This is a genomic window from Bosea sp. RAC05, assembly GCF_001713455.1.
In the GTDB taxonomy this organism is placed as follows: domain Bacteria; phylum Pseudomonadota; class Alphaproteobacteria; order Rhizobiales; family Beijerinckiaceae; genus Allobosea.
Window position 1 is genome coordinate 384,831 of record NZ_CP016463.1, and the last position, 26,080, is coordinate 410,910.

Genomic DNA, 26,080 nt, shown 5'->3' on the forward strand with positions numbered 1-26,080 from the left:
TTTCGCGTTCTGGAAACGTCAGATCAGGCGGGGGCGGTATTCGTCCGCGCGAGAAGGCGGGGCATTGAAGACGGGCTGAGGGCTCGGGCGGCGCTCGGGATCGACCAGCCGGACAGCCGAAGCGATCTCAGGGCGCGGCGCAGGCGCCACTGGCGCGGCAGCGGAAACGTGGATCGGAGCGGCCGGCTCGATTTTCACATCAGTGCTGGCCGGGGACAGGGCAGCAGGCTGGGCCGGAGTGGATCGCTCGGGGGGCTCGGGCGCCATATAGGGCCGCGAGGCCGTGCTCCAGACGTCCTCACGCGAGACAACCCCACCCTGGACGACACGCTCGCGATCGCGGTCGATGTGAGCGATCTGCGCCGTCTGGCCAACCGAGGCGCGCATCGATCCCCGCACCTCGGCTCCGATCTCGCTTCCATAGCTCTCGGCGATGACGAAGCCCTGGAAGGAGGCGGTTCGAGCAGCCTGGACGAGACCGGCAATGACGATACCGACGACACGCCCCTTGACCGTCAGCCGCTCAGCCCGCAGCTCACCAGTCAGTTCGGCGCCGTCGTGGATGCGAACGCGCAGCGCATCGACCGGTCCGGTCAGCTTGGCGCCGGCTTTCAGCTCCAGCTCGTCGACCCGAATTTCGGCATTGACGGCAGCGCCGGCTTCCAGGACCAAGCGGTCGCAATGGATCATCCCGATGAAGGGCTCACGCAGGACGACTTCGCCGTCCTGCTGAATGACGCCGCGCTCAGGAGCGGCGTCCGTTGGTGTCGCGAGGGTCATTGCGATTCGATCCAATGAATTGATCCAAGGAGCGTATGCAATGGTCCTTGAGAGGGTCAACGATTGAGGCGTGAAATCAGGCGGCCTGAGAAGGATTCTCGGGGATAACCGCGGGCTCGTCGACGCCTTCCTTCTGCAGGGCCTCGCCGATCACGACACCCTTCGACTTGAGCCAGCTGCGGAGCGGCTCGGAATCCGTGACGAGACGAATGCTGACGCTGCCCGTCAGGGGGTTCTCGACCACCAGCCAGATCTCAGGCCGCTCGCCGGTCTCGGGATGGACCAGGTGACCGAACTTCTTGACCTGCTTGTCGCCGATGGACTGCAGCATGCGTCGAAACTTGCGGTCGAGGAAGCGCTCGGTGGTGGTCGGGATGATCTCCTTCTCCTTGAAGAAGAAGCGAACTTTGGGGGCCGTCGTCGGGGCAGTGGTCTGCACGTGGATCTGTCCTGTGTTGCTGACGAAGGATCGAGGCACGAATCTGTGCGGCGACCATGGATTGAGATTTAACCTGAGAATCGGGGGCGAACCACAAAGGATCGAGGCAGCGGCCTGATTTGCCGTGGACGGCGAGCCCTAGATCTCGATGACGAGACGCTCGTCGAAGGCCGGGTTCTCGCAGCGCCACTCGCCTTCGTCGGGACCATAGCCCTTCGGGTTGGCGACAACGCGCGTTGACCCGATCCGGTAGTCGACGGAATCGTGGATATGCCCATGTACCCACAACGCCGGCCTGGTCCGCTCGATCAGCCGGGTCAGGTCTGAGCAATAGGCGGCGTTGGCATGATCACCGGCATAGCGGTGATGCACCGATCGCGGTGACGGCCCATGGTGGGTCACAACGACCGCGCCCGGGCCATGATGCAGGAGGGCGCGTTTCATGTGAGCGAGTTCGATGCGATGGCGCCTTAGCGCATCGATCGGCATGAAAGGGACAGGCTCGCCGTCGATCCAATCGAAGATCCGCTTGTGATCTGCCATGCCGAGCTCGGCTTCGATCATCGCCTTCTGCCGATCGCCGCTGAGGCGGTAATCTGTCCAGAGCGTCGAGCCGATGAAGGTTTGCCCCTCGATGGTGACGGAGTTGCGGGATCCGACCAGATAATGAAGGCGGCTGCCGGATGCAGCTCCCAGGCCGGCGATCTCGTTTAGTGGCAGAAATCCGTCATAAAGCTCGTGATTGCCGGCAACGTAAACGATCGGGCGATCCTGCAGCGCCTTCAGATCCAGCAGGTATCGGATCGAATCCATAGGCGATGCGTCGACGTCGCCGGCAAAGACAGCGACGTCGAATGGAGGCAGATCAGCGGGAAACTCCCAGTCGGATTTGCGCTCCAGGTGGAGGTCGGACAGGCAAAGCAATCTCATGAAAGCTCAAATCGCTTCCAAGGGCCGGAGCCTCACAGGCTCGGAGCGGCGGCAGCGTTCTGCGCTTCGGTGACATAGTGGAGCCAGGCGCCCATGCTTGGTTCGTGCGGCTGGATCTTCCGGGCTGCGACAGGGTTCGCTTCGACCCAATCGCAAAGGTCCGAAAACATGCCCAGTTCGTTAAACGGAATTTTCGATGCCCGGTAATCGACACCGAGACCAAAATGCTGTGCCAGTGTCTCGACGTCTTCCTTTGTGAAATTCGGGAGAGCGACACGGACTTCTCTCGGTCCGTATTTGCAGATGGACCAGCGTTCTCCGTTCTGGAAAATTTTGCCAGCAGAGATACGGACGTCACCCAGGCGCTGCCGCCCAGCCTCTGCCATCAGATACGGGCCCTCGCGACCAACAAAGGCCGTGAAGGTGATCCCGCCAACGATCTTCTGGCTGAAATTGTAATCCTTGGCGCGCATGGCTGACTCCGATGATTGACCGAATGACGACCACGATAGCCGTCATGGTCGAAAGGCAGGAAGCGTTTGGCCACCTGCCCGAGTAGCGAGCGGGATTCCGCGCTAAAGCGGACACACCTCAGCGATCAAGCGTCGACCTGGGCCTTGTCGTAATTGTCGAAAATGTAGGCCTTCCGCGGCGGAACGAGATCTCCCATCAGCACCGACATGATGTCATCGGCCGCCTGGGCATCCGCGATCGTGATGCGCAGGAGCGTCCGTGATGCAGGGTCCAGGGTGGTGTCGCGCAGCTGGTCGGGGTTCATTTCGCCCAGACCCTTGTAGCGCTGGATGTCAGTACCCTCGGAGCCCCAGGCCTTGGCGGTCCGGCAGAAATCGAGCGGGCCGTAGATCATGACCTCCTCGGAGCCGGACTTCAGCTTCGATGGCTTGCTGTAGGCCTCGTTGAGGGCCTTGAGGCGGCTGGCGATCTCGTTGGCGACCGACAGGCGCGACATCTCCTGGCGGATCCGGAATGTCGTCATGATGCCCGAGCGCGACTTGCGCGTGATCTCATACCCATCGTCAGAGACGCGGCCCGTCCAGGTCAGGCCAGTCTGCTCGGAAAGCTTGGTGGCCACATGAGCGGCCGCGGCCGCGGTGGTTGCCGGCTCGCGGAAGGCGTAGGGCGAGATGGCGCCGGAGATCGCCACGTAGCTGGTCAGCTCCGGGCAGCCGATCTGGATGTCCAGGTCGCTGATCAAGGCCGCGTCAGAGCGCGCCTGCATGGCGTAGGCCAGGAGTTCGGGGCCAGAGAGCACCGTGCCGTCGGCCCGCGTCAGAGTGGCGCCGTCCAGACCCGACTCGAACAGGTGCATGTCGAGCGCACGCTCGTCCTTGAGGTAGATCTTCGACTTGCCACGCTTTCGAGCCACGCTGAACAGCGGCGGCTGCGCGGCGTAGACGAAGCCGGCCTCGATGAGCTGCGGCATGTGCCGGTACAGGAAGGTCAGCAACAGGGTCCGAATGTGGGCGCCGTCGACGTCCGCGTCCGTCATGATGATGATCTTGTGGTAGCGCACCTTGGCCGGATCGAAGTCGGTCGAGATGCCGGCGCCGAGCGCCGTGATGAGCGTGCCGACCTGCTCGTTCTGGAGGATCTTGTCCATGCGAGCGCGCTCGACGTTCAGGATCTTGCCCCGCAACGGCAGGATGGCCTGGAACTCACGGAATCGTCCCTGCTTGGCCGAGCCGCCGGCCGAGTCACCCTCGACGATGAAGAGCTCGGATTTCGCCGGATCGCGCTCCTGGCAGTCCGCCAGCTTGCCGGGGAGCGAGGTGACGCTGAGCGCGCTCTTGCGGGTGAGTTCGCGCGCCTTGCGGGCCGCCTCGCGGCCGCGTGCTGCGTCGGCGATCTTCATCATCACCAGCTTGGCTTCCGCCGGGTTCTCGTCGAGCCACATGGTGACGGCTTCGGCGACGATCTGCTGAACCGGGGTCGTGACTTCCGACGAGACCAGCTTGTCCTTGGTCTGCGATGAGTACTTCGGATCGGGCATCTTGACCGAGATCACCGCGGTCAGTCCCTCGCGAATGTCCTCGGCGACGATGTCGCCCTTCATGTTCTTGGCCGGCGGATTGGCCTCGAAATAGGCCTGAACCGAGCGGGTGATGGCGGCGCGGAAGCCGGCCACGTGAGTGCCGTGGTCCTTCTGCGGGATCGTGTTCGTGAAGGCGAGGATGTTCTCCGCGAACCCATCGTTCCACTGGAGCGACACCTCGGCGTTGACGATGCCGCGCTCGCCCTTGGCGAAGATGGGATCCTTGAGCAAGGACTTGCGGGCATGGTCGCGGTAGCGAACGAACTCAGCCAGGCCGCCCTCGTAATGCATGGTCAGCGGCGGCGCCTCGTCGCGCTCGTCTTCGAGCACGATCGTCAGGGTCGAGTTCAGGAAGGCCAGCTCGCGAAGGCGTTTCTCGACGATCGAGCGCTCGAACTTGGTGACGCCGGTGAAGGTGCGCGGTGACGGCGTGAAGCGAACCGTCGTGCCGGTCCCGGTGACGCCGTCGCGAACCTCCCGCAGCTTCTCGACGGTCTCGCCGTCTTCGAAGGCCATGAAGTACTCGCGCCCGTTTCGGCGGACGAACACCTCGAGGCGCGACGACAGCGCGTTGACGACGGAGACGCCGACGCCGTGAAGGCCGCCAGAGACCTTGTAGGAGTCCTGGTCGAACTTTCCGCCTGCGTGCAGCTGGGTCATGATGACCTCGACCGCGGGAACGCCCTCTTCGGGATGGATGTCGACCGGGATGCCGCGGCCCTCGTCGGTGACCGAGCAGGAGCCGTCACGACCGAGCTTGATGTAGACGGTCTTGCCGTGGCCGGCGAGATGCTCGTCGATCGCGTTGTCGACAGCCTCCCAGATCATGTGGTGCAGGCCGGACCCGTCGTCGGTGTCGCCGATGTACATGCCAGGGCGCTTGCGAACGGCGTCGAGGCCCTTCAGGACGCGAATGCTGCCTGCGCCATAATCGGCCTTGGGAGCGGCTGGGGCGGTGACGGCTTCGACGTTGTCCATCGGTAATCCTGGCGAGTCAGATGAATTGAATCATCAGACCTTCATGGGATTCAATGAACAGGTCAATGACCGCTGACGCGCTATCCACGGCGCAGGGATGCCAAGAAAGGATTGAAGCTCAAATTAAGCACAGCCTGCCTCCATGCACTAAAGCAAGAGTACATGACGGTATCGCCCTCATTTCACTGTGCATAATCAATGTAGAAGGTCTGCATCCATCGACTCATTGAATTGACGATGCTATGCATTGCCCATGAACCGCCATCTAATGACTCAGGAGGATAGCCGCCGGGAATACCTCCGCATGAGGCTGCGGGGCATGCCGGCTGTTCGGTCGGTGATGGCGCGAGCTAATGAGTCCGCAGACGCCTATGCCGTATTCGTGTGCGTTTGCACGACAATGGACCCAATGTGTCGTGTCGACATTGATCGGGCTCTGTACCTTTATTCCAGCGTGAATGGCGGGTCGCTGGAGCAGTTCGAGACTGCCGGCAACTGGCTGGTTAAATACGGCTTCCTTAAAAGAGATGGGTCGGGCCTGGCAGTGCAGGACCCTATCGAAGTCATCCGGCGTGATGACTTTTTCTATAACGGCATGGTTGAGTCATTTCTCGAATTGCTCGACAGTGATGCTGCCCGACAGAAGGTCGCTGCACGGGAGCAGCAGCGCTCTCGCCGGGAGAAGTGGCGCCAGGAGCAGCCCTGGAACCGCTTCAGATCGAGCCGCCGCAGGGACAAATGAACGCCGGACGCTTCGGGAAGCCATCAGATCGGAGTTCACGCCGACAGGTCGTGGCTTACCTCCCATCCGATGAGGCGGATCAGATCAGGTCGCGAGCGGCGGCCGCCGGCGAGACCATTCAGGAGACGATCGCCAAGGCGGTAAACATCCGGCTCGCCGCGTATGGCATCGGCCCTGTGCTGAACGAGCTCAAGCTCTCCCATTTCGTGCGAAAGCAGCAGGCTGCTGCTGTTCGACCCGTCGACGGCCATACGGCAGCACGGCAAGGCACGAAGATTCTTGCAGGATGGTTTGATCGTCAGGAAGTCATCACCTTCGGAGCGGTGTGTGCCGAACTCGGGATGCCTGCGCAGGTCATCATTGTCGAGGGACTGGCGGATCTGGCGACGCGAAACACGCCTGACCAAGCCGTTGGTGGATAGCGTCGCCGCATTGACAGAATCGACTCGCACTAATCGAGCGCAAACCTCAAGGATGTGACGTTCAATCCTCTGAGACCCTGTTCATGCGTGAAGTTGCGGCAAGCCTTGCCCCGTCTGCTGTGAAGCTCCGCAACCTCGTGGGCTTCGTCGAGTGTGTTGCGGCCATTGCCGAGGTCGCGCCAAAGTCGCTGCGCACCGCAAATAGCCTCGCACGCGCTTGCCAGGCGATCGCAAAGAAGTACGTCGACACCAAAGCCATCGCCGCCGTGGTGGCCATCAAGGAAGGAAACCGCACCGTTGGGCATCGCGTTGCGGGTCCCGAGGATGCGGTTGCGATTGCACACGCCGTAGCGCATCGCCGGGCTTTGCCAGTTCAGCTGCATGGTCCGTTCGTTCCCGCTCTCGCGAAAAAATCGGGGCTGAGGCTCGCGAGAGTTCGTCCGCTGTCGAAAGATCCTGCAGTGGACGCGATGATGCGTTTCGCTGTCACGGACTTCGCGATGCGCCGCACCAGCCGCTTCGTTTCTGGTCACGGCAGCGGCTGGCATTCAGCCCTGCTGCTTCAGTCGGAAGGGTCTGCCGGCCCGGTGTTCAAGGTGCTTGCGGTATCCGACCCTGGGTGCACACAGGTCCATATCGCTGAGCTCGTGATGCAGCGCGATCATGCCGGCTTCACCTTCACCGACGCGGGGGACCAGGCACTGCGCGCGGCAGTGGACCAGGCGATTTTGGCGGGGCGTGAGACCAAATTCGGCGTCGAAGACGTGGTGCCGATGCATGATCATGTCCGCAATTTCCTCAATCGGACATCCCCTTTACTCGACGAGGTCGATCGGAAGCGCCTGATCCATGTTATTCGGCGCGCGGGTGCCATCGGCAATCAGGCCGCGATCGCAAAATTCCGGCGGTCGTTGTCTGAACAGCTTCAGCGCTACGCCTCGAGGGTGGGCGGTGCGTTCGTCTCCTTCGAGGCGATCGAGAAGTTTCTTCTCGCCAGGGCAGGATGGGACGAGCAGCACTACACCCGGATGAACCAGGCTTTCTCCGTTCTGAAGTGGCTCGACCCCAAAAAGATCAGCAACGAGCTCGTGCACCTCATCACCGCCGGCCGTCCGATCGAGGAGGTCATCCGGCTAAGATGCAAGCTCGCCAGGCCACTGCACCCCAAGGCCGTGAAGGTCGCAATCACCATGCGAGGCAAGCTATCGGCGCCGGCCGCGGCGCTGATTGCTTGCCTCGATGCCCTCTATAAGCACGACCCCCATGTTCCACTTCTGGGTCGCGCGGAGCTGGCAGCCATCAGCCTGGTGATTCAAGACCAGTCAGACCGTAGCAGTCTGCTCGCGGACATACCGCGGATCTTGCTGGCGCATCGCGATGACGATGGTCGCTTCTGCTATCCGGGGAAGGGCCTGCAGGACGTCTATGGCTGGATGGCGAGATCCCTGAATGCAATGGACATGCAGCGCGGTATCGTGCGCTTCAAGGCTGGTGCTGCATCGTTGGATGCCCTGTTCCCGGCCGGTCGACGCGTTCACGCTCTCAAAGCTCTCAACGAGCGCTGGCATGCCTCGATTACCTCAGATTCAGAGGTCCTCCGCAAGAAGATCGAGGCCATCCGCTTGAATCATCGCGTCCACGCCGACGAGGACGAGGACATGCTGATGGCGGACCTCTACCCCCATCCCATGAGCGCAGCCACAACGGTGGCCGGCGTCGCGATAACGCCTCTGGTGACTGAGGACGCCATCTTCGCAGAGGGCCACAAGATGAACCACTGCGTCGCAAGCTTCGTCGCCGATGCGGCCTCGGGTGCCTGTTTTCTGGTTTCGTTGACCTGCGATGAGGGTTCCTCGACCGCCGAGCTGCGCCTCACGCCCTACCAGGAAGGTGACGACATCAGTGCGGAATGGCGGCTGGAGATCGTTCAGCACCTGGGACCGGGAAACGTCGACCCGCTGACGAAGCACGTGTCGGCGCTGGAGGGCCTGCTGCGCCAGATCGGGCTTGAGACCTTGCCGGCACTTGCAGAGCGGGTGGAGCGGGCTCATGCTTCTGCCGAGACGCTTTCCGACGTCAAATCCGGCGCGTTGACCATCGAGGGCCAGACCATGATCGCGGATCTGCACTTCGAGGCGGTGAAGAGCTACCTGCCGAACCACTGGCGCAGGATGGGCCGCCGCATGCTGGTCGATTATCTCGTTCAGAACTACGCCTTGGATGAAATGCCGCGGCGCAACGCGGCCTGACCGTCAGACTGCGCTGGCCCCCAATCTGGCACGCATCTGAGAAAAGAGGACTTGGCTCTCGCCGACGCTCGCATCGGGAATGACGACATCGGCGATGACCACCATGGCACCGCGGCGACCATCAGCTCCGGGCATGCCCAGACCGCCATAACTGCGCATTGATCGCGATTGGGTACCGGGTGAGAAATCCACGGCAACGATCGTGCCGTCGATGGCGGTCAGCTTCCTCGTACACCCCAGCGCCGCATCCCAGACGGGGATCCGTATCCGGGCAACGAGGTCATCTTGCTTCCTCAGGAACACTTGGTGCGGCTTGATCGTGACCCTGACTTCGAGATCCGCGCCAGAGACCCTGCCGGTCTCTTTGATGATCGAGCCTGTCTCGATGCCTGCTGGCACCCGGATTTTCCCGAGCTTGCCATGGGCCGCGCCATAGCCCTGGCAGGTCGAGCAGACGCACCATTGAATTTTCCCGGTCGATGAGCAGTCGACACAGGCAATCCGTGCTGTGGTCAGTCCATAGGACTGCTGGAACATGCCGTGACCCCGGCAAGAGGGACAGGTAACTCCGACAGGAACCTCGACGCGGCCGAGGCCCTTGCAACCCGTACAGCTTGCCTGATGCCCACCGAGAGACACCACGCCGCCACGGTAGGCCTGCTCCAGAGAGATCTCTATCTCCGCGCGTACCGGGGGTGGCGCTGCGCGGCGGTGATCGCGACGCTGGCTTGCCGCTTCCATGTCCCTGAAGACCTGATCAAAGCCCTCATGGAACGAGGGCTTGCGTCGGGCAGCGCGTTGGGCAAGCGCCCGCGCACGCAGTTGAGGATCGAGAAGGCATTGACGCGCAGCGTTGAGGGCCTTGAACCGCTCGACGTCCTCGGGCTTTGCTCCCTTGTCCGGATGCCAGTCTTTGGCGAGGCGACGGTACGCGGCTTTGACCGCAGCCTCATCTGCCGTCTCTGGCAAGCCGAGCAGGTCGAATGGATCGAATTCAGCAGTCATCGCGCTGCAGCGGCGGTTCTCATTCCGCGGATGCCGGTGGGCCTGGCCTGCATGCCCCACAAGAGGAGCCCGAAGAAGCCGACGAAGACGAAGAAAGCCGACAGTGACGGGGCGATCGCATCGACAGGCGACCAGCCGAACCAGGCGGACACCCCCAACGAGAGGCCTGCGCAGAGAGAAGCCGCGTACGCCGTGAGAGCCGTCTTCTGATTTCCGGAGACGACAGCGATCAACAGCAACAGCGTGGCGCAACCTGTGAGCAACAGGCTATCGATGTAGCGGAACTGTTCGATAGCTTCACGATAGACGGGAGACTGGACCAGAATTGCGTAGACGCCCACCACAGCGCCGGCGCCGCTGATGATCCGCGGCAGCAGCCCTGGGCGATCGTAGTTCAGCCAGCCCCGCAAGAGCACGATGATCACGCCGGCAGCCGCGAGCGGCCCGAAAAATCCGAAGATCAGGGAAGACGGACCTGAGGGGATGCGGCGATCCGGAAGAAACTCAGATGCCGGCAGCAGACGCACGGACAGGAGGCGTACGGCATCCAGGGCGTTCGTGATCTCTGTGATGCGCTTTGCCAGGACCGACGTCTCATAGACGTTCCAGGACGCAACCAGCTGGCACGTGGCGGTCAGGCGGATGACGAGTTCGCCTGACACATCGGCTCCGTCCTGACGCGATGACCTGGTCGCGACCGTCCAGGCCACCGGATCGTAGGGGAAAATGCCACTCTCCACGACGGCACCACCAGCCCGCCGCGATGCCACTTCGGCATCCAGGCGAGATCTCAGGTTCTGCAGGAAGTCGGAGCGGGATTCGACAGCTGTCGTCCGCGCCCTGAGGAAAAACGAGACCGCAAGCCGTGCGTCGTCAGGATGGACGAAACTGAGAACTTCGGGGCTGGTCGACCGCACCGGCGTCATCTTGGTGCCGAAGAACGGGACATTCTTCACAAAGGGCTCGACAGACAAGCTGCCGCACCCCTGCTGAGCCATGCCGGGTGAGAGAAAGGCAGCGATCATCAGCCAGGCCAGAGCGGCAACGACGTGTCTCATTCCTGGGCCTCTCGGGCGCAAATCGTGCAAGATCGTTCCAGTGTCGAAGGATAACGGCACAATCGCAAGAGCCTGGCGTTCGAAATCGCCAATCCATCCTTCGCAAAAGAATGGATTGGCCTTCCCGCATCATTGACATTCGCATCCCTGGACCGAAATGTGAACGTGATCGGGCGCCCGCTTATGGATTGAAATGCGACACCTTCCTCCCCCTCGCATCAGGAAAGCTCCGCCACCGGCAGGGCAGGGGGATCTGTTCGCCGGGCCACCCGCGACAGCGCCTGCGGGTCCGGTTCAGCTTCAGAGCGCGAACCCGAAGCCTCCGGTTTATGCGGTTCGCATGCCGCCGCCGCCACGTCGTCCGCCTCCGCGGCTGCCATCACTTGCGTCTCGACCTGTTCAGCGGCCCGTAGAGGCGCAGGTTCCGGCTGCAGCACCTCCACCGAATCTGACCAAACCAAAATCGGGGTTGTCGGCTCTGCGGTCTTCTGCGCCGCCCGAGGACGAATTCGATGATGGTCGCCCTCCGTCCCAGGAAGTGGATGAGGCCCCGCGCCCGGCACGGAAGGAGCAGGAGCCCGAACTGACCGAGATCAAGGTCAAGGTGGTTTCCGTTCTGCATCGCGCCAACGACGGCTTTACCGTCCTCAAGGTCCAGAAGGGTCGAGAGACCTTTTCAATGGCGACCAAATGCCCGTTCGACGTCGAGCCCGAGGACATGATCACCGGGCGTGGCCATTGGGGCAGTCACAAAGGATGGCGCACATTCAAGGCCGAGCTGGTGCTTCAGCACGCGCCCGAGACCAAGAACGGTATCGTCACCTGGCTGAAAAGCCGTGCCGTGCTGGGCGTCGGCCACAGATCTGCATTGAAGCTGGTTGCCCATTTCGGCGACGAGGCCAAGGACGTCATGGACCAGCCCGACCGGCTGGTCGAAGCCGGCATTGATCGGCAGAAGGCCGAGGCGATCGCAGAGGCCTGGGTCAAGAATGCCATGCAGCCCGAGCTGGTCGTCTTTCTCGGCGACCTCGGGCTCGGCGCCGGCATGATCCGCCGCGTGCTTGAGGCCTACGGAAGCACCGTTCGGGTCCAGATCAAGGAAAACCCTTGGCGCATGGCCGAGCGTGTCCGCGGCATGGCATTCAAGACGGCTGACGATATCGCAAAGCGGTTTGGCCATCCTGCCGATTCACCCAAGCGCATCTGCGCGGCGATGAGATCGGTGTTGTTCACGGCCACGCAGACCGACGGTCATTGCGGATTGCCGGTCGAGATCATGATCGAAAAGGCGGCTCGGCTGGCCGGGCTGAGCGAGAAAATCGTCGCGCAACATGTCGATGAAGCCCTCAACGGCGAGAGTGCGGTTTTCGACGAGCTCACCGGCCTTGCGATCTCTGTTGGTGTGCTGGAGCGTGAGAAATCACTGACGAAGCATCTGGCCCGCCTTCTTTCCCACAACGGGCTCGACAGGGAGGCCGCGGCTGAAGCGATCGCGGCCGCGGAGTACGATCTCGGCATCGAGCTCGATCCCAGCCAGCGGGACGCAGCGATGATGGCGCTGACCAACAAGGTCTGCGTGATCACCGGTGGCCCGGGCACAGGCAAGTCCACCACTCAGAAAGTGATCGTTCACGCACTGGCGACCTTCGAGCGAAAGGTTTGCCTGGCGGCTCCGACAGGTCGGGCATCCAAGCGCCTGCAGGAAGTCTCAGGCCGCGATGCATCGACCTGCCATCGCCTGCTGCAGTGGCAGGAAGGGCGCTTCGTCCACGACGTCAACAATCAGATGAACGACGACTGGTTCATCGTCGACGAGTTCTCGATGGTCGACCTCGGCTTGGCCCATTCTTTCGTCCAGGCGATCGCTTCTGGCAGTGGCCTGACCATCGTCGGCGACGTCGACCAGCTCCCTTCCGTGGGCGACGGACAGGTGCTGCGCGATCTGATCCAGTCCGGCGTGATCCCGACATCCAGACTCAACGTCGTCCATCGCCAGTCCAACGATTCCCCGATCCCGACGGCAGCCAGTCGCATCAACAAGGGCCTGCCACCTCTGGAGCCTGGCGTCAGCCGGGTCGAAGGCTTCTCGATTGAGAACGTCGCTGAGCCTTCTCAGCTGATCAAGCGGGTCGTCGACCTCTTCACGCGCCAGTTGCCCGAGATGGGCTTCGACCCGATGAAGGACATCCAGGTCCTTGCGCCGATGCGGCGCCATGATTGCGGTGTCGATGCGCTGAACAAGGCCATCAAGGCGGTGGTCAACCCCGTTATCGAGGGCGACGGGCGCACGGCCGATTTCGGGATCCGCCAGTTCACGATCGGCGACCGCGTCATGCATACGCGCAACGACTACATCAAAGGCGTTTTCAACGGCGAGATCGGCATCGTCGGCTTCGTTGGGATGAAGGAGGACGACAACGGCAAGTCGCACCAGTACATGCGGGTCGACTACCAGGATTTCGCTGCGATCTATAACGCCACAGACTGCGACGATCTTGAGATGGCTTACGCGACCACGGTCCATAAGAGCCAGGGCTGCGAGTTCCCGGTCGTGATCATGGCCTGCCATCGCAGCCAGTCGAACATGCTCAAGCGCAATCTGCTCTACACCGGCGTGACGCGGGCAAAGAAGATCTGCACGCTGGTGGGGACGCCTGAGACCATCAGCAATGCCGCGGCCTCAGCCGACACCTCCAGCCGCTATACGGGCTTGGCTCATCGCCTGAAGGCAGAAATGGACCTAGTGCTTGAGCCGGCAGCCTATGCTCCGGCGCCGGGCGGATTCATTCAGATCGACGAGCCATGAGCGAAGTGCTGCCGGAAAAGAAGCCGGGAGTTGCCGACGGCTGGGCCATCCGGCCACTGGAGTTCGAAAGCTGCGGTCAGTACCGCCATCTTGCTCGCGCCAGCACCGGTGCCGTTTACGAGGTGCTTGAGTTCGGCGCCTGGACCGAAAACAGGTTCAAGCTGACCATCCACGAAGGTGACGCCGCTAGAGTGCAGATCTCGCACGCGCCCACCCTGGCAAGAGCGCTTGCAGGCGCACAGAGCGACCACGAGACGCGCATTTTGGCCTCGCTGGTCGCCTTACCCCAGAATTCCTGAAGGCTGGCCTAGAGGCCCGGCGCGAGCGTCGAGAAGGCCAGCCCGTAATGAACCTGTCGACGGCACTCGAATTCTGCTGCCGTGATCTCCCGTGCGACCCGTGCGCCTGCGTTGCCGGCAGACGGCAGCCTGCCGAAGAAGGCAGAGATCGCGCCGACCATTTCGACAGAACTCGCGCCGAAGAGCCTCGCAGCCAGCCCAGGAGGCAGATCGCCTGACCCGGACAGAGACATGTCCTTCAGCTTCGCCAGATCCGAGTGGCGCAGCGCGAGGACTTCATCGGTGATGTCGACGCCGACCGAAGGAAGCTCGCCGAAACGAACGGTCGCCACGATGCTGCCCGGCAGTGCTGGATGCGAGAGTGGCAGGCAGATGGGGTCATGTTCACCCTCTCCATCGAAGAGAACGTGCAGGCTGTCCCCGTCCACGACATCCACACGCCCGTAGCGAGCCCGTGTCCCCTCAAAGAAGGCAACATCGCTCCCGACGATGGCTTCGACCGACGCCAGCCTCGAAAACAACGCATGCCGGCCGTCGGGGTAGACCAGCATACGTTGGTCGAGAACGGACCCGCCGTCGAAATGAGTCTCCCAGTCGACCTCAACTGCAGCTGTCGAAGGCTCTGCAAGATCAGTGGCCACGGCCTCGAGGCCAGACGACAAACGGGCGCCGTGAAGGCACCCGTCTTTCGTCACTCGTGAAATGCTGACCAGCATCGTCACATGCCCGGAGCAGGCGATGCGGCCGGCAGGCGGCGGGGCGGGGGAGGCCGGCGAGCCATCAGCGGCCGCTCGACAGGTGCAGCGACCTTGGGCTCGTCGGTGGGCACCGTAGCCTCAACCGAAACCTCGGCCGCAGCTGCGGGCTCGCCGTCCTCGTTGCCGAAGGTCTGATCGGCATCCTCATCCACCAGAGCCGTGTGGTCAGCAGCCGTGTCGAGCTGCTCGGGCGCATCACCCTTCGAGACCGTGTCGACAGGCGCAGCGGAGCTCTCGATCGCGGCGTTTGCGTCCGCCAGACCCTCGGGCTCGCTCAGGCTCTGGACCGGCTCGGCATCCGGCTTGACGACAGGAACAGCCTGATCGACCGCTTCAGGAGAGCCTGCGCCGCGCGCTGCATCTGCCTCGCGGAAGCGGCGCTGTGCGGCCTCCTCGGGGCCATCGGCGGAGATCTCGTCAGGAGCGTCCTCGACCTCTTCAGTGGGCGCATCGATGGTCTGCGAAGGAGCGGGGCAGCGCGCGATCGACGCCACGTAGCTCTCCAGCATGCGATAGGCTGACAGCAGATCATCGTTCTGGCGGTTCTTCTCGGCCTCGGCCAGCGCAACGCCGGCGTCGAGGCGCATGCGGGCGGCCTCAAGGGACGGGCCATTGAGGATCGTGAAGGTCTTGATGATGAACTTGTGCTCGACAGTCGCCGGCTTGTCCTTGTGCTCCTTGGTGCGGGCACTCCAGTAGCCTTCGCAGTCGACCATGATCCGACGAGCCGCGACGTCCTCGTCAGGTTGCAGCAGACCCTCGATCTTCTCCAGGAGCTTGGTGCCCACCTGATCCCAGGCAAATGCCTTGATCCACTTGCTGTTGTCGGTCCGTCCGACCAGCACGGTGTAGGGGCGCTTCTGATCGTAGATGCCGTTCTGGCACTTCACGATCTCCAAAACGAGCTTCATCACATTCTCCAGGGCGCGATCACACGATTGATGCGCAGATTGTGGTGGCTATCCATGAAAGAAAGAAGCGATCGAGGAGATGCGTATGGACGGGCTCGCGAGCGGCATGGATAGTCGTCCGAAATTCATACGAATCGTCGGCAAGGAGTCGATTGATGTTGAGGTTGGTACGAGTGGCTGCGCTGATCGCCGCCACATGCACAGGCATCCAGGGCGCGCACGCCTGGGAGACATGGACCAAGGACGGGGAGTGCTTCGCGCTGCTCGGCATGGACCCTGCTGCCGAGGTGACGGTGCGGCCGGCTGCGCGGCCCTATATCGCAATCAAGAACGCCCCCAAGCTCGACAACCACAATGGCGTGGTGGTGGTTTCTGGGTTCGGCGACGACACCGGTAACGAGGGAACGCTCGACATCGACGGCCAGGAATTCGGGCTGCTGATCTACAACGGCGCCGGCTTTGTCCGGTCAGGCGAGCCCGAGCAGAAGGTTGTTGCGGCGCTGGAAGCCGGCAAGGAAGCACGGGTGACGTGGTTCCGGAAGGATGGCCTCGTGATCCAGGTCTACAAGCTCGACGGCTTCACCACCGCCAAGAAGACCATCGATACCGCCTGCCCGCGGCCGGGGTCAGCGCCTGCGAAAGTCGAGAAATCGTCCGACACCGCCCCGGTCAAGGGCAAGAAGCGCTAGGCCTCCTCAGAGGTCCTCGCGCACTGTCGCGTGGAACGACGCCGCCAGGGCGTCGAATGTGCGTCCACTGACCCTTCGATACGATCGCAGATCCGGCGGCGTGATGTCGTCGGAGGGGTCCTGATACATCCGGGCTTCCAAGAGCTGCCCGTTCTTGATGATCCGGAACTGGATTGAAACGGGCGCCGTCGTCAGAAAGACCACGTCCATCGAGCTGTGGCGCATGGCGGGCTCGACCTCGATAGTCTCGAAATGCTGCTCGACGAGGCCTTGCGTGTAGAGCCGGATGAGATCGGCAACGGCATCGATGCCGCTTCCCTTCTCGCTGAGCATTCCAAGGAGTCCGCCACTGTCGCCCTGGGAGAAGACGGTTTTCGAGAAGTGCTTGACTTGAGGCAGCACATCGAGCGGGCGAGGCGCACCGGCCAGTGCAGTCAGGCAGACGGATGCGTCGCGATCGCTCATCTTGGCTGCTGCGATCCCACGACCGTGCTTCGACAGGTAGCCGTTCTCCCTCAGAACCCGCATGTAGGCACGAACCGTGGCGCTTTCGACGCCGGTCGTGGCTGCAAGCGTGTCGTTGAGGGTTGCTGGGAGCAAGGCGGCATCCAATTCATCGGACCTAATTCCCGATGGTTAGCCGCGAATCGGACTGCTTCGCAAGGAATGAAGGATATTATCCACGGACCTTTGAAAGCGTCACGAATTGAGTCATGCTCGGTGCCCGATCACGACGGATTGTTCCATGCCGACAAAGCTCCCGCATGACCACGACGAGCCAGATCCTTACGCGGACTGGGGCGGCGACTGGATGATGAAAGACGTCATCAAGTGGGAGCGGCTGCATGTCATTCGGCCACTCGCGCCTGCCGTCCTGACGCGGGAGCAATGCCATCGGTTTGTCCGCACAGTTTCGCACCATCTCGGGGTCAAGATCCCGGACCTGACGTTCAGGCCTGGAGCGCTATGTGCAGCCGACCTGTCGGGATCAATGACACTCGCTGATTGGGGCGCTACGCAACAGGCGATCCTGCATGAGATGGCTCACATCGCGAACCTCGACTACATCCTGGCCGGCACGCCACCCCATGACTACCGGTTCGTTGCGACAGTCATCGACCTCTATGCGACCTTTCTGGGGCTGAACCCGACGCAGTTGACCGATGCGGCGAGGAGGATGGGCGTGTTGAAAGACGAGTGCGTCGCTCCAGCGAAATGGGAGCAGCCACCTCTCTTCGCCTGCGAGTTTTAACCGTTCCATCGGCCGCACCAGCGCCAACCGGAAGAGCCACAGTGTCAGAACCAATCCTTAATCTGTCCAGCTGGCACGATCATACGCTCAACAAGGCCTATGAGTGGGAGCGAGCCAACGTCGGCCGGGTCTATGAGTGGGAGAGGACCAACATCGATCGGCACCTCCAGGCTGCGATCATGTCCAGGGACGAGTGCTCTGACTTCGTCAGGATGGTGGCCCTTCACCTCGGTGTTCGGGTCCCTGAGCTGACATTCGTTCAGGGAGGGCACTGTTTCGCTACCACCTCCGGGACGATCACCCTGGCCGACTGGGGCAGGACGCATCAGACCATCCTGCATGAGATGGCCCACATTGCGACGCTCGACTACGTTTTGACCGGCGAGGCTCCCCACGGTGAGCGGTTCATCTTCCAGGTCATCGACCTCTACGTGACCTTCATGGGCCTGGATGGCGAGAAGCTGATGAAAACCGCCCGTGAGTGGAAGCTCATCGAGCGCACCCGCCCCATCGCGCCAGCGAAGTTGGAAGAGCCTGCGTTCTTTGCCGGAGAGTTCTGAGCTTCCTTCTCAGCGAAGGACTGCGAATCCGATCCTGTGGACAAGTCCGATGGGTGAAGCTTCAGGACTCGCCTCAATCCGTCGAGTTGCTATGAATGCGTCATGGACGCACTAAACCACATTCTTTCGATCCTCGACCCCGCCGGGAAAGACTTGGCTGTCCAGCTCAATGCCTTCGCGCTGGAGCTCGGTTTGACCGAAATGCAGGCGACTGCAGCTCTCGCAATGGCGCCTGAAATCCTCGACAAGGAGAGCTTTGTGGCCTGTGCGATCGGGCTGGCCAAGGCCTCGACGTCGCGACTTCAGGAACAGGCGAGGGCGGCCGCGGAACGATCGGAAGCTGTCGCTGCCATTGCCTCGCTCTGGGATACCCCTGCAGCCAGGCTCAGCGATCCTGGCGACATGCGCGCCAGCGACCCATTCTGCGAGGGTAAGGCAGCCGAGCGGGCCATCGGCGAAGTCCGCATCGGCGCCTCGATGCGCCATACCGGGGGCCAGCAGCCCCGTCGGCGGATTACAGCCTGAAGCCGGGCTTTGGCCGCGGCAGGTTGGACTGCACTTCGGGTTCCGGCTCAGGCTCGCGACGCACCGAGACACGATCGGCCATCGACCGGTCAGCGAATTCGGCTCGGGTCATGAACACCCCATCGACAGCGTAGCGCTGGCGCTCGTTGCTGGCCTTCGGAGGCACGATGGCGGGCCCATAGGCGTTGTGGTAGCGCTCCTGCTCGTCGAGATGGGCGAAGCCGCCATAGGCGTCGATCTCGACAAAGCCGCAAGGCAGACCGAACCCATCTTCCTTCTGATAGCGGCCTGCATCCATCGTTGCCGGATCGAACGCGCGCTCCGCACCTGTATGGGGGTCGACGACGGTGAGCCTCTCCTCCCCGACACGGATCAGAACCTGGCGCACCACATCCGGGCGCATCGTCGATGTCGCCATGATCGGATCGTTGCGCTCGACGCGCTGGAACCGGCTGCGGAACTCGGCCAGATCGATGACCTTGTTGGCCTTGGGAGCGCGGGCATTCTTGCGCCGAGCCATCTCCTCGAAGTAGGCGAAGGGGCTTTCGCCGAATGCCTGGCTGAGCTTCTTGAAGCTCAAGGAGGGCGCGATGAGCTTCCCACGCACCGCACCCTCGGCTGCCACGATCGGCATGCCGGCGACGAAGACGCCAGCCTTGGCATCCGCCAGCGTCTTGGCGGGCACGATGAACTTGTGACCTTCGGCCTTGAGCCTGCGCAGCATGGCCAAGTTCTCGGCCGGATCCTCGGAGGCGAGCGCCAGCTGATAGCCGACCCAGACCTCGCCACCCTGAACCGTCATCTCTCGGCCGCGGAACATCGACGGCGCCGAGAAGCGCATATCTTCCCAGTTTCCGAACGGCGGAGCATGCGGATCTCCCACACGACCGCGCAGTCGGGCCATGTTGAAGGAGCGCAGGCGCCGGGCTTCGGTCTGCTCCGGGGTCTCCAGGGAATCGCGCAGCTTTGCCTCGGCTTCGGCATCGAGCGTGCGGCCGAACATGCGAGCCAGACCAGGGCGAGCCAGACGCCGATCGACGGAGGCAGCGAGCACGCTCTGTTTGGTTGCGACGTCGACGAGGTAGTTGGCGCTACGCCCGTCCGGCTGCCGGCGCGACTCGATGCGCAGCAAGTGGTCGCGCAGGAACAGCATCAGATCCGCGAGCGTCTTCGCGTTGAAGCGGTTCTCGATGAAATCGGCGATGCGCTCGCGGGCTTCCTGGATGGTGAAGCCGATCTCGGTGGTCGGCCGACGCGTCGGAGCGAGGTTGCGCCCGGCAATCACGCCGAAATCGTCGAAGGGTGAGCGCGACGAGGGGCGAACCAGAGCAGTCGCGTTCACCAGCCCGGCCGAAAGACGACGGATCGTCCCTTCATCAAGCTTCAATGCGCGTGCCTGAAGTGCCGTCGCCATGGCCGTTCTCCGAGTTGGTCATGGAAGATGCCGGGCCGAGTCGAAAACGACAACTCGAACACTGACCCTTCCGATCCAGGACGAACGTTCGGACCGGGCATCTGATCCGTACGCCAGCCGGTCAGGCCGCAGCATCGAGGGCAATATCGAGGCGCCGCGACACGGCCCTCAGGACGGCAAGGCGTGTCGCTTCGACTTCGTCACCCGGCATAAGGCGAGCAATGACGTCCTCGACGGGCCTGTGCCCGCCATCGCGAAGGTCTGGCACCTCATAGATCTCACGAACCCTCCACCCGAAGCCGGAGTCTCGGGTTTCGACAGCGATCTCGACGCCGCTCCCTGGGATCCCGAATGTCGACGACGCGGCGTCCCACTGGATCTCGCCCTGGATCGAAACGGACTCGCACGCGGCAGCCAGGAGCTTCTTCAGACGCTTGAGGTGACGCTGCATATCGATTCTCACGGCAAGGTTCGTTCAAAGAACGATATGCGGGGATGAGGGTAGCTACAAGGATTGTGGTTTTTGAGGATGGCGACAATCCTCTCGGCCATTATCGAGGAGACGAATCGTGACACGGACCAACGCCATCGGCGATCAGCATGTCGACGTTCAGTACGCGGGGTTGGCTCGACGGATCCTCGAAACGGGTGACGACCGGATGGACCGGACCGGCGTAGGAACCCGCGCAATTTTCGGCGCGATGATGCGTTTCGACCTGGCTGACGGCTTCCCCCTGCTGACGACCAAGAAGATCCACACCAGGTCGGTGATCCATGAACTGCTGTGGTTTCTGCGCGGCGACACCAATATCGCCTACCTCAAGGAGAACGGCGTCACGATCTGGGATGAATGGGCCGACGAGAACCTCGATCTTGGACCCGTGTATGGTCGTCAGTGGCGTGCTTTCCAGGCTCCGGACGGGCGCGTCATCGACCAGATGGCCAATGCCGTCGACTTGCTGAGGCGCGACCCCGCCTCGAGGCGGATCATCGTGACGGCGTGGAACCCTGCGGACCTCGACGCGATGGCGCTGAGTCCCTGTCACTGCATGATCCAGTTCTTCACGACCTCCGATGATCGTGTTCACCTGATGCTGACCCAGCGCTCGATGGATCATGGGCTCGGCTGCCCTTTCAACATCGCGAGCTACGCCTTGTTGCTGGCGATGATGGCTCAAAGCGTCGGCCGCGAGCCAGGCGAGTTCATCCACTCGATCGGGGACGCTCACATCTACAGCAACCACGTCGATGCCATCAGGACACAGCTGGAGCGCGAACCTCGCCCGATGCCCCGGCTGAAGCTCAATCCCGACGTGACCGACCTGTTCGCCTTCCGCTTCGAGGACATTGCCATTGAGGGCTATGACCCTCATCCCGCGATCCCGATGAAGGTCGCGGTCTGAACATGACCAATCCCGCCCATCTGTCGGACGAGAGGGTGCCCTTCGCGAGGCTAACCTTCGGATGGATCCTTGCCGGCCAGATGGCACTCTCCACGGTCATCTGCTGTGTTGCGGCAGCGATCGTCGAGAGCTGGGCTGCCGGCCTCATCGTGCCGCTCGGCGTGCTGTTCTCGATGCCGGTGAATTTGATCAGCGCGTTCATAGCGCGCGATCTCATCGATAGCCGGCGGCCGCTTGCGGCGGCGGGCGTCCTCGGCTTCATTTTGGCGGTGTACGCTCTACCGGTCGCCTTCAAGTTCGCGCAGCGTTGGAAGTCCTGATGAAGCTCATTCTTGTCGCAGCGATCGATGATGAGCGCGGGATCGGCCGAGACGGCGATCTGGCATGGCATCATTCGGCCGACATGCGCTCGTTCCGCGAGACGACCCTGCGCGGCTGGCTGATCATGGGGCGGGCGACGTGGCAATCGATCGGACGGCCGCTGCCTGGTCGGCAGATTATCGTCCTGAGCCGGAGCGAAATGGACTTGCCGGCCAGCGTCTTCTCCAGCGCCTCCCTCGAAAAGGCGATCGACATCGTTCGGACTGCAGGTGCGGACGAGGCCTACATCTGTGGTGGCAGCGTGTTGTACGACGCCGCTATCGGTATCGGCGATGTCCTCGTTCTCACCCGGATCCCGGGCACGCACGGCTGTGACCGGTTCTTCCCCGACTGGGCCGACCACGGCTACGTCTTTCACTCCGAGGAGGAGATTGGAGACGGTCTTCGACGGCAACTCTGGCGCAGGGATCACGCCGTCCGGTCGACAGCCGCGGGCACATCGAAATGAGCTTCGAGGTCGATCCATCGAGAGCGGGCACGATTGCCCGAGAGATCGTCACAGAGCGTCGCCCTGATCTTCAGATCGACACGCTCTGCATCCTGATCCAGGCGGCAGCCGCGGGCTTGCTCGGGCTGAAGCTGTCGAAGATCCGCGTGGGGGCCTTGTACTGGCCCGAAGGCGTAAAAGACGACTTCGCACTCGCGATCCGCGGGGGCTGGGGGTTGGCCGGCGCAGATCGCGATCGCGGGCTTCTCTATGTCGACATGAACCCGATGGAAGCGGATGGCGGTTTCAACGGGCATACCTGGATCGAGATCGAGGAGGGTTTCGCGTTCGACGCGATGTACGGTTACGACGGCCCGGCGATCGAGACCGACCACGACATGCAGACGGTGCGCCGCTACGTTCGCCGCACCGATCTGGAGCGTCAGGTCGTTCGCTACTGGAAGGACGACATGGCAGCGGTCTATGCCGCGGGCGTAAGACGATCGCACGAGCTGCGCCAGACCTCTCTGGCGTACGGCTGAAGCCGGGCGCGGTCCGAGCCTCATAGTCGCTGAAGCCGGCTCTGTAAGCGGCGCAGGCGGCGTTGCGCCCGATCACGTGGACGGTGGGCCGACTGCGAGTGTTCAAGGCGCGGCATAGCCGCCAAGGCCTACCGCGCCTCTCAGGTGGTGCCCTATGCCGACCGCTTCCGCTTGCGCCACGGTGCATCGACCTCCCAATCACCGGCCATGATTGAGCCGTAGGGCAAGACCTCGTCGACGATCTCCGCCAGCCCGAAGCTCTCGATCTGACGGCGCACCGACGCCGCGTTCTTGTAGGCGCTCGGCAGCTCGCTGATATCGGGCTTGCCACAGAATGAGCGGATGTCGAGCCCGGCCGTCTCGGAGGCGAAGATCTCCTCGACGGTACGCTCACCCTGCATGCGCTTGTGCTGCGTGCGAGAGAAGTTGCGCCCGGCCCCGTGAGGGGCAAAGCCAAGCCCATGATCGGCATTGCGGCCGCGAGCGATCAGCACCGGCTGAGCCATGTTGAGCGGGATCAGCGTCAGCGTGGTTGCATCGTCCGCCCAGCCATCGAAAGCAGGCGTTGCTCCCTTCGCATGGTAGAACAGCCCATCACTGCGGCGGAAAACGAAGTTGTGCTCGTTCCAGAACCGATCGCTGACCTTTGCCGACAGACGGGCCGCGGCGAGATCGTGGATGACCTCGTGCGATGCCTTGGTCCAGGCGCGAACAATCTGCAGCGCTTCCCAGTAGCGCTCGCCCTCGCCCGTCTCGGCCGGGATCCAGCCGTTCTGCTGCAGCGTCTCGGGCGAGAGCTGACGACGGAACATATCGGCCACCTTCATGCCCTTGCTGTAAAGGCGCGCTCCCGGCGCGCGCGACCCATGATGGGTGACGAGTGCCGTTTCCCCTGAGGACTTGAGCTGGCCGACGAATGCGAAGTGATTGCCGTCGCCCTGCGTGCCGAAGTGCTCGATGGCCGGGCTGATCAGATCGGCCAGGAATGAGTTCCCCTCGAAGCGCGCGAGCAGCTCGGCGCCGGGACGCAACTGCTGACCGCGCGGCCGACCGCCCGGACCGAAATGCGTGATGGCGCCGACGGCATCCAGCAAAGCCGCCGGCGAGACCCCGGGGAAGACCGAGATCGTCATCGAGCAGCAGATGTCGGCCGAGTGCATTCCCGGATGGATCGCATCCGAGGCAACAACGCCACCGACAGGGATCGTTCCGAGCGGACCAGCGGGACATGCATCGGGCATGACAGCGCCAGAACGCACCACGGGCGTCTTCATGAGTTCGGCCATCGTGGCATGGACTGAAGCGACGTTGACCGCCTCCTCGGGCGCCTCGATCTCGATATTGGCATGATAGGGCAGGGGCTCCTGACGCAGTGCGAGAACTGGAGGCGGAGCGTGAGTGCCGGCCAGAGCCAGCGCCTCCTCGAAAGTCGCTCCCGCCTCCAGGATGGCATTGGCCTCCTGGAGTGCCGGCTTGAACCACCGGCCCTGGATATGGCCGGCGTTGATGAGATCCTGTCCGCTGATGACGATAGGCATGAGTCCTCGCCTTCCGAGCGGGGCTGCCGCTCAGACTGGGTGTGAGTTCCAGCCCGAAGGCTGGTCGTCGCTGATGGGAGGCGATGGATTAGGAGCGCGTCGGCTGCCTCATTCCTCGCCAGTGACGAGGAATGAGTTCCAAAGCCTGTGCCAGCTGGCACCGAGGCGTTGGATTTAGAGCGTTGCAGAGCGGCAAGGCGTTGAGATCAGTAAGGAATAAAAAACCGATCCGCCCGGATGAATGCATGGCCGCTGTAGACGGGGCGTCCGAAAGCAGATACGGAGAGATCGCGATTTAGATTTTGGGATAAAGGCATCATGCGTCGGACAGTTGCCATCGGCATTCTCGGATCGACCCTCGACAGCGGTTCTAAGAGCACACGCTGGGGGAAGTGGCGTCCGACGGTTTCGCTATGCCAGCAGCCTGGCCTTTTCATCGATCGGCTGGAGCTTTTGACCGACCGGCATTCCGACGGAACCTATGCCCAGGTCTGCGCGGATATCGCGGAGGTTTCGCCCGCGACGGAGGTTCGGCGCCATCTCCTGACCATCAAGAACCCATGGGACTTCAGCGAGGTCTATGAGGGCCTGCGTGCCTTTGCGGAGTCCTATGAGTTCGACCACGAGCGCGAGCGCTATCTGGTCAACATCACCACCGGCACGCATGTGCACCAGATCTGCTGGTTCCTGCTGACCGAGGCCCGGTTCGTCCCGGCTGAGCTGCTGCAGCTGTCGCCCGCCAAGAAGCGCGACGGCGAGGAAGGATCGATCGGAACGCACTCGATCATCGACCTCGATCTCTCCCGCTATGATGCCATCGCAACCCGGTTCGCGGCCGAGCGGAATGAGGCTGCCTCGTTTCTTAAATCGGGCATCGCGACGCGCAACCGCGCCTTCAATGCGATGATCGATGAAATCGAGCAGGTCGCCATCCGCTCGCGCGCTCCCGTTCTTCTGATGGGTCAGACGGGGGCGGGGAAGTCGCATCTGGCCAAGCGCATTTACGAGCTCAAGAAGGCGCAGCGCCAGGTGTCCGGGGCCTTCGTCGAGGTCAACTGCGCAACTCTGCGAGGCGATCAGGCGATGTCGACGCTCTTTGGCCATGTGAAGGGTGCCTACACCGGTGCCCTTGCTGGTCGGGCAGGGCTTATGCGATCGGCCGACAAGGGCATCCTCTTCCTCGACGAGATTGGCGAGCTTGGACTGGACGAGCAGGCCATGTGCCTGCGTGCGATCGAGGAGAAGAGCTTCTTGCCGGTCGGGGCAGACAAGGACGCGACGTCGGATTTCCAGCTGATCGCCGGGACGAACCGTGATCTGCAGATCGACGTGAAGCAGGGACGATTCCGCGAGGACCTGCTGGCGCGGCTGAACCTGTGGACGTTCGAGCTTCCGGCACTGCGCGATCGCCGCGAGGATATCGAGCCCAATCTCGAATACGAGCTTGCGCGCTTCACGCAGCGAGAGGGACGCAAGGCGACCTTCAACCGGGAGGCTCGTGCCATCTACCTGGCATTTGCCCAATCGCCCGAAGCAACCTGGAGCGCCAACTTCCGAGACCTCTCGGCGTCGGTGACCCGCATGGCCACACTGGCCCCGAATTCTCGCATCGACGAACAGACCGCCCGAGCCGAGATTGCGAGGCTTCGCCGCCAGTGGAGCACGTTGCATAGCAGCGCCGCGGAACACCTCCAGGAACTCCTTGGAGAGCGTCTGTCTGCCATCGACGCATTCGATCAGGGGCAGATCGCCAACGTCATCGACGTCTGCCGCAGGTCGCGTTCCCTGAGCGAAGCCGGCAGAGAGCTCTTCAATGTCTCGCGGACCCAGAAGTCGTCAGGCAACGATGCCGACCGGCTGCGCAAGTACCTCGCTCGGTTTGGTCTGTCCTTCGATCTCATCGCGGCACCGCGATAGGG

Annotated in this window: 27 protein-coding genes; 14 read left to right on the top strand and 13 right to left on the bottom strand. The window is 62.7% G+C overall.

The genetic code is table 11. The annotated features are described in order from the left end of the window. Window positions 1–18 precede the first annotated feature (18 nt). The 5 genes from BSY19_RS01855 to gyrB form a co-directional block, all read right to left on the bottom strand. Window positions 19–780: a polymer-forming cytoskeletal protein gene (locus BSY19_RS01855; RefSeq protein WP_069052611.1), complete on the bottom strand. Its 762-nt coding sequence runs from the start codon at window positions 778–780 to the stop codon at window positions 19–21. 76 nt (window positions 781–856) lie between these two features. Beyond that, complete coding sequence (locus tag BSY19_RS01860; protein ID WP_069052612.1) at window positions 857–1,219, bottom strand: hypothetical protein; 363 nt, start codon at window positions 1,217–1,219, stop codon at window positions 857–859. Window positions 1,220–1,357: 138 nt separating this feature from the next. Beyond that, entirely contained in the window at window positions 1,358–2,149 is a 792-nt protein-coding gene (locus tag BSY19_RS01865; RefSeq protein ID WP_069052613.1) for a metallophosphoesterase, read from the bottom strand. Window positions 2,150–2,181: 32 nt separating this feature from the next. Further along, window positions 2,182–2,622 carry a hypothetical protein gene (locus BSY19_RS01870; protein WP_069052614.1) on the bottom strand — a complete coding sequence of 147 codons (441 nt, stop codon included), beginning with the start codon at window positions 2,620–2,622 and terminating at the stop codon, window positions 2,182–2,184. A gap of 125 nt (window positions 2,623–2,747) precedes the next feature. Next, entirely contained in the window at window positions 2,748–5,180 is a 2,433-nt protein-coding gene (gyrB, locus tag BSY19_RS01875; protein WP_069052615.1) for a DNA topoisomerase (ATP-hydrolyzing) subunit B, read from the bottom strand. A gap of 319 nt (window positions 5,181–5,499) precedes the next feature. On the opposite strand from gyrB, the gene BSY19_RS01880 reads away from it, so the two are divergent. The 3 genes from BSY19_RS01880 to BSY19_RS01895 all read left to right on the top strand — a co-directional run bounded on the left by BSY19_RS01880 (window position 5,500) and on the right by BSY19_RS01895 (window position 8,593). Then, window positions 5,500–5,922 (top strand): hypothetical protein, encoded by a 423-nt coding sequence (locus BSY19_RS01880; protein WP_150129402.1) that lies wholly within the window; start codon window positions 5,500–5,502, stop codon window positions 5,920–5,922. Window positions 5,923–5,972: 50 nt separating this feature from the next. Then, window positions 5,973–6,344 (top strand): hypothetical protein, encoded by a 372-nt coding sequence (locus tag BSY19_RS01885; RefSeq protein WP_069052617.1) that lies wholly within the window; start codon window positions 5,973–5,975, stop codon window positions 6,342–6,344. An 83-nt stretch (window positions 6,345–6,427) separates the two neighbouring features. Further along, window positions 6,428–8,593, top strand: coding sequence for a PcfJ domain-containing protein (locus BSY19_RS01895; RefSeq protein WP_150129403.1), 2,166 nt, complete (start codon window positions 6,428–6,430; stop codon window positions 8,591–8,593). A 3-nt stretch (window positions 8,594–8,596) separates the two neighbouring features. Here BSY19_RS01895 and BSY19_RS01900 read toward each other — a convergent pair whose 3' ends face one another. Together BSY19_RS01900 and BSY19_RS01905 are read right to left on the bottom strand one after the other, a co-directional pair. Continuing rightward, window positions 8,597–9,598: a DnaJ C-terminal domain-containing protein gene (locus tag BSY19_RS01900; protein ID WP_069052620.1), complete on the bottom strand. Its 1,002-nt coding sequence runs from the start codon at window positions 9,596–9,598 to the stop codon at window positions 8,597–8,599. Further along, entirely contained in the window at window positions 9,595–10,656 is a 1,062-nt protein-coding gene (locus BSY19_RS01905) for a patatin-like phospholipase domain-containing protein (RefSeq protein WP_069052621.1), read from the bottom strand. The genes BSY19_RS01900 and BSY19_RS01905 overlap by 4 nt, the downstream gene beginning before the upstream one ends. A gap of 538 nt (window positions 10,657–11,194) precedes the next feature. Between BSY19_RS01905 and recD2 the strand changes: the two genes are divergently transcribed. After that, complete coding sequence (gene recD2 / locus BSY19_RS01910) at window positions 11,195–13,462, top strand: SF1B family DNA helicase RecD2 (RefSeq protein WP_210184365.1); 2,268 nt, start codon at window positions 11,195–11,197, stop codon at window positions 13,460–13,462. After that, window positions 13,459–13,761: a hypothetical protein gene (locus tag BSY19_RS01915; RefSeq protein ID WP_069052622.1), complete on the top strand. Its 303-nt coding sequence runs from the start codon at window positions 13,459–13,461 to the stop codon at window positions 13,759–13,761. Before recD2 ends, BSY19_RS01915 begins: the two co-directional genes overlap by 4 nt. Window positions 13,762–13,769: 8 nt before the next feature. On the opposite strand, the gene BSY19_RS01920 is transcribed toward BSY19_RS01915, so the two are convergent. Then, a complete protein-coding gene (locus tag BSY19_RS01920) occupies window positions 13,770–14,477 on the bottom strand; it encodes a hypothetical protein (RefSeq protein WP_150129404.1) in 708 nt (235 codons plus the stop codon). 2 nt (window positions 14,478–14,479) lie between these two features. Next, a complete protein-coding gene (locus tag BSY19_RS01925; protein WP_069052624.1) occupies window positions 14,480–15,430 on the bottom strand; it encodes a hypothetical protein in 951 nt (316 codons plus the stop codon). 155 nt (window positions 15,431–15,585) lie between these two features. Between BSY19_RS01925 and BSY19_RS01930 the strand changes: the two genes are divergently transcribed. After that, on the top strand, window positions 15,586–16,119 hold the full coding sequence (locus tag BSY19_RS01930; RefSeq protein ID WP_150129405.1) for a hypothetical protein: 534 nt from the start codon (window positions 15,586–15,588) through the stop codon (window positions 16,117–16,119). A gap of 6 nt (window positions 16,120–16,125) precedes the next feature. On the opposite strand, the gene BSY19_RS01935 is transcribed toward BSY19_RS01930, so the two are convergent. Continuing rightward, the gene (locus BSY19_RS01935; RefSeq protein ID WP_069052626.1) at window positions 16,126–16,719 is read right to left on the bottom strand and encodes a hypothetical protein; all 594 of its coding nucleotides are present in this window, start codon (window positions 16,717–16,719) and stop codon (window positions 16,126–16,128) included. 145 nt (window positions 16,720–16,864) lie between these two features. Here BSY19_RS01935 and BSY19_RS01940 point away from each other — a divergent pair, with 145 nt between their 5' ends. The 3 genes from BSY19_RS01940 to BSY19_RS01950 all read left to right on the top strand — a co-directional run bounded on the left by BSY19_RS01940 (window position 16,865) and on the right by BSY19_RS01950 (window position 18,456). Next, on the top strand, window positions 16,865–17,371 hold the full coding sequence (locus BSY19_RS01940; RefSeq protein ID WP_069052627.1) for a hypothetical protein: 507 nt from the start codon (window positions 16,865–16,867) through the stop codon (window positions 17,369–17,371). Window positions 17,372–17,412: 41 nt separating this feature from the next. Next, complete coding sequence (locus BSY19_RS01945) at window positions 17,413–17,931, top strand: SprT family zinc-dependent metalloprotease (protein ID WP_069052628.1); 519 nt, start codon at window positions 17,413–17,415, stop codon at window positions 17,929–17,931. Window positions 17,932–18,033: 102 nt separating this feature from the next. Continuing rightward, window positions 18,034–18,456: a hypothetical protein gene (locus BSY19_RS01950; protein ID WP_069052629.1), complete on the top strand. Its 423-nt coding sequence runs from the start codon at window positions 18,034–18,036 to the stop codon at window positions 18,454–18,456. On the opposite strand, the gene BSY19_RS01955 is transcribed toward BSY19_RS01950, so the two are convergent. Beyond that, the gene (locus BSY19_RS01955) at window positions 18,446–19,870 is read right to left on the bottom strand and encodes a hypothetical protein (RefSeq protein ID WP_150129406.1); all 1,425 of its coding nucleotides are present in this window, start codon (window positions 19,868–19,870) and stop codon (window positions 18,446–18,448) included. The two genes, BSY19_RS01950 and BSY19_RS01955, sit on opposite strands and share 11 nt — an antisense overlap. A gap of 121 nt (window positions 19,871–19,991) precedes the next feature. Next, a complete protein-coding gene (locus BSY19_RS01960) occupies window positions 19,992–20,333 on the bottom strand; it encodes a hypothetical protein (protein WP_210184366.1) in 342 nt (113 codons plus the stop codon). Window positions 20,334–20,529: 196 nt separating this feature from the next. On the opposite strand from BSY19_RS01960, the gene BSY19_RS01965 reads away from it, so the two are divergent. From BSY19_RS01965 to BSY19_RS01980, 4 genes are read left to right on the top strand one after another with little or no spacing between them, the layout of a single operon-like run. Then, window positions 20,530–21,273: a thymidylate synthase gene (locus BSY19_RS01965; protein WP_069052632.1), complete on the top strand. Its 744-nt coding sequence runs from the start codon at window positions 20,530–20,532 to the stop codon at window positions 21,271–21,273. 2 nt (window positions 21,274–21,275) lie between these two features. Next, the gene (locus BSY19_RS01970) at window positions 21,276–21,593 is read left to right on the top strand and encodes a hypothetical protein (RefSeq protein ID WP_069052633.1); all 318 of its coding nucleotides are present in this window, start codon (window positions 21,276–21,278) and stop codon (window positions 21,591–21,593) included. Beyond that, window positions 21,593–22,102, top strand: a complete 510-nt coding sequence (locus tag BSY19_RS01975; protein ID WP_069052634.1) for a dihydrofolate reductase — start codon at window positions 21,593–21,595, stop codon at window positions 22,100–22,102. The genes BSY19_RS01970 and BSY19_RS01975 overlap by 1 nt, the downstream gene beginning before the upstream one ends. Beyond that, window positions 22,099–22,623 (top strand): hypothetical protein, encoded by a 525-nt coding sequence (locus tag BSY19_RS01980; RefSeq protein WP_069052635.1) that lies wholly within the window; start codon window positions 22,099–22,101, stop codon window positions 22,621–22,623. The genes BSY19_RS01975 and BSY19_RS01980 overlap by 4 nt, the downstream gene beginning before the upstream one ends. Before the next feature lie 152 nt (window positions 22,624–22,775). On the opposite strand, the gene BSY19_RS01985 is transcribed toward BSY19_RS01980, so the two are convergent. Beyond that, window positions 22,776–24,161, bottom strand: coding sequence for an RtcB family protein (locus BSY19_RS01985; protein WP_171905061.1), 1,386 nt, complete (start codon window positions 24,159–24,161; stop codon window positions 22,776–22,778). A gap of 318 nt (window positions 24,162–24,479) precedes the next feature. On the opposite strand from BSY19_RS01985, the gene rtcR reads away from it, so the two are divergent. Further along, window positions 24,480–26,078: an RNA repair transcriptional activator RtcR gene (rtcR, locus tag BSY19_RS01990; RefSeq protein ID WP_069052636.1), complete on the top strand. Its 1,599-nt coding sequence runs from the start codon at window positions 24,480–24,482 to the stop codon at window positions 26,076–26,078. The last annotated feature ends 2 nt before the right edge of the window (window positions 26,079–26,080 follow it).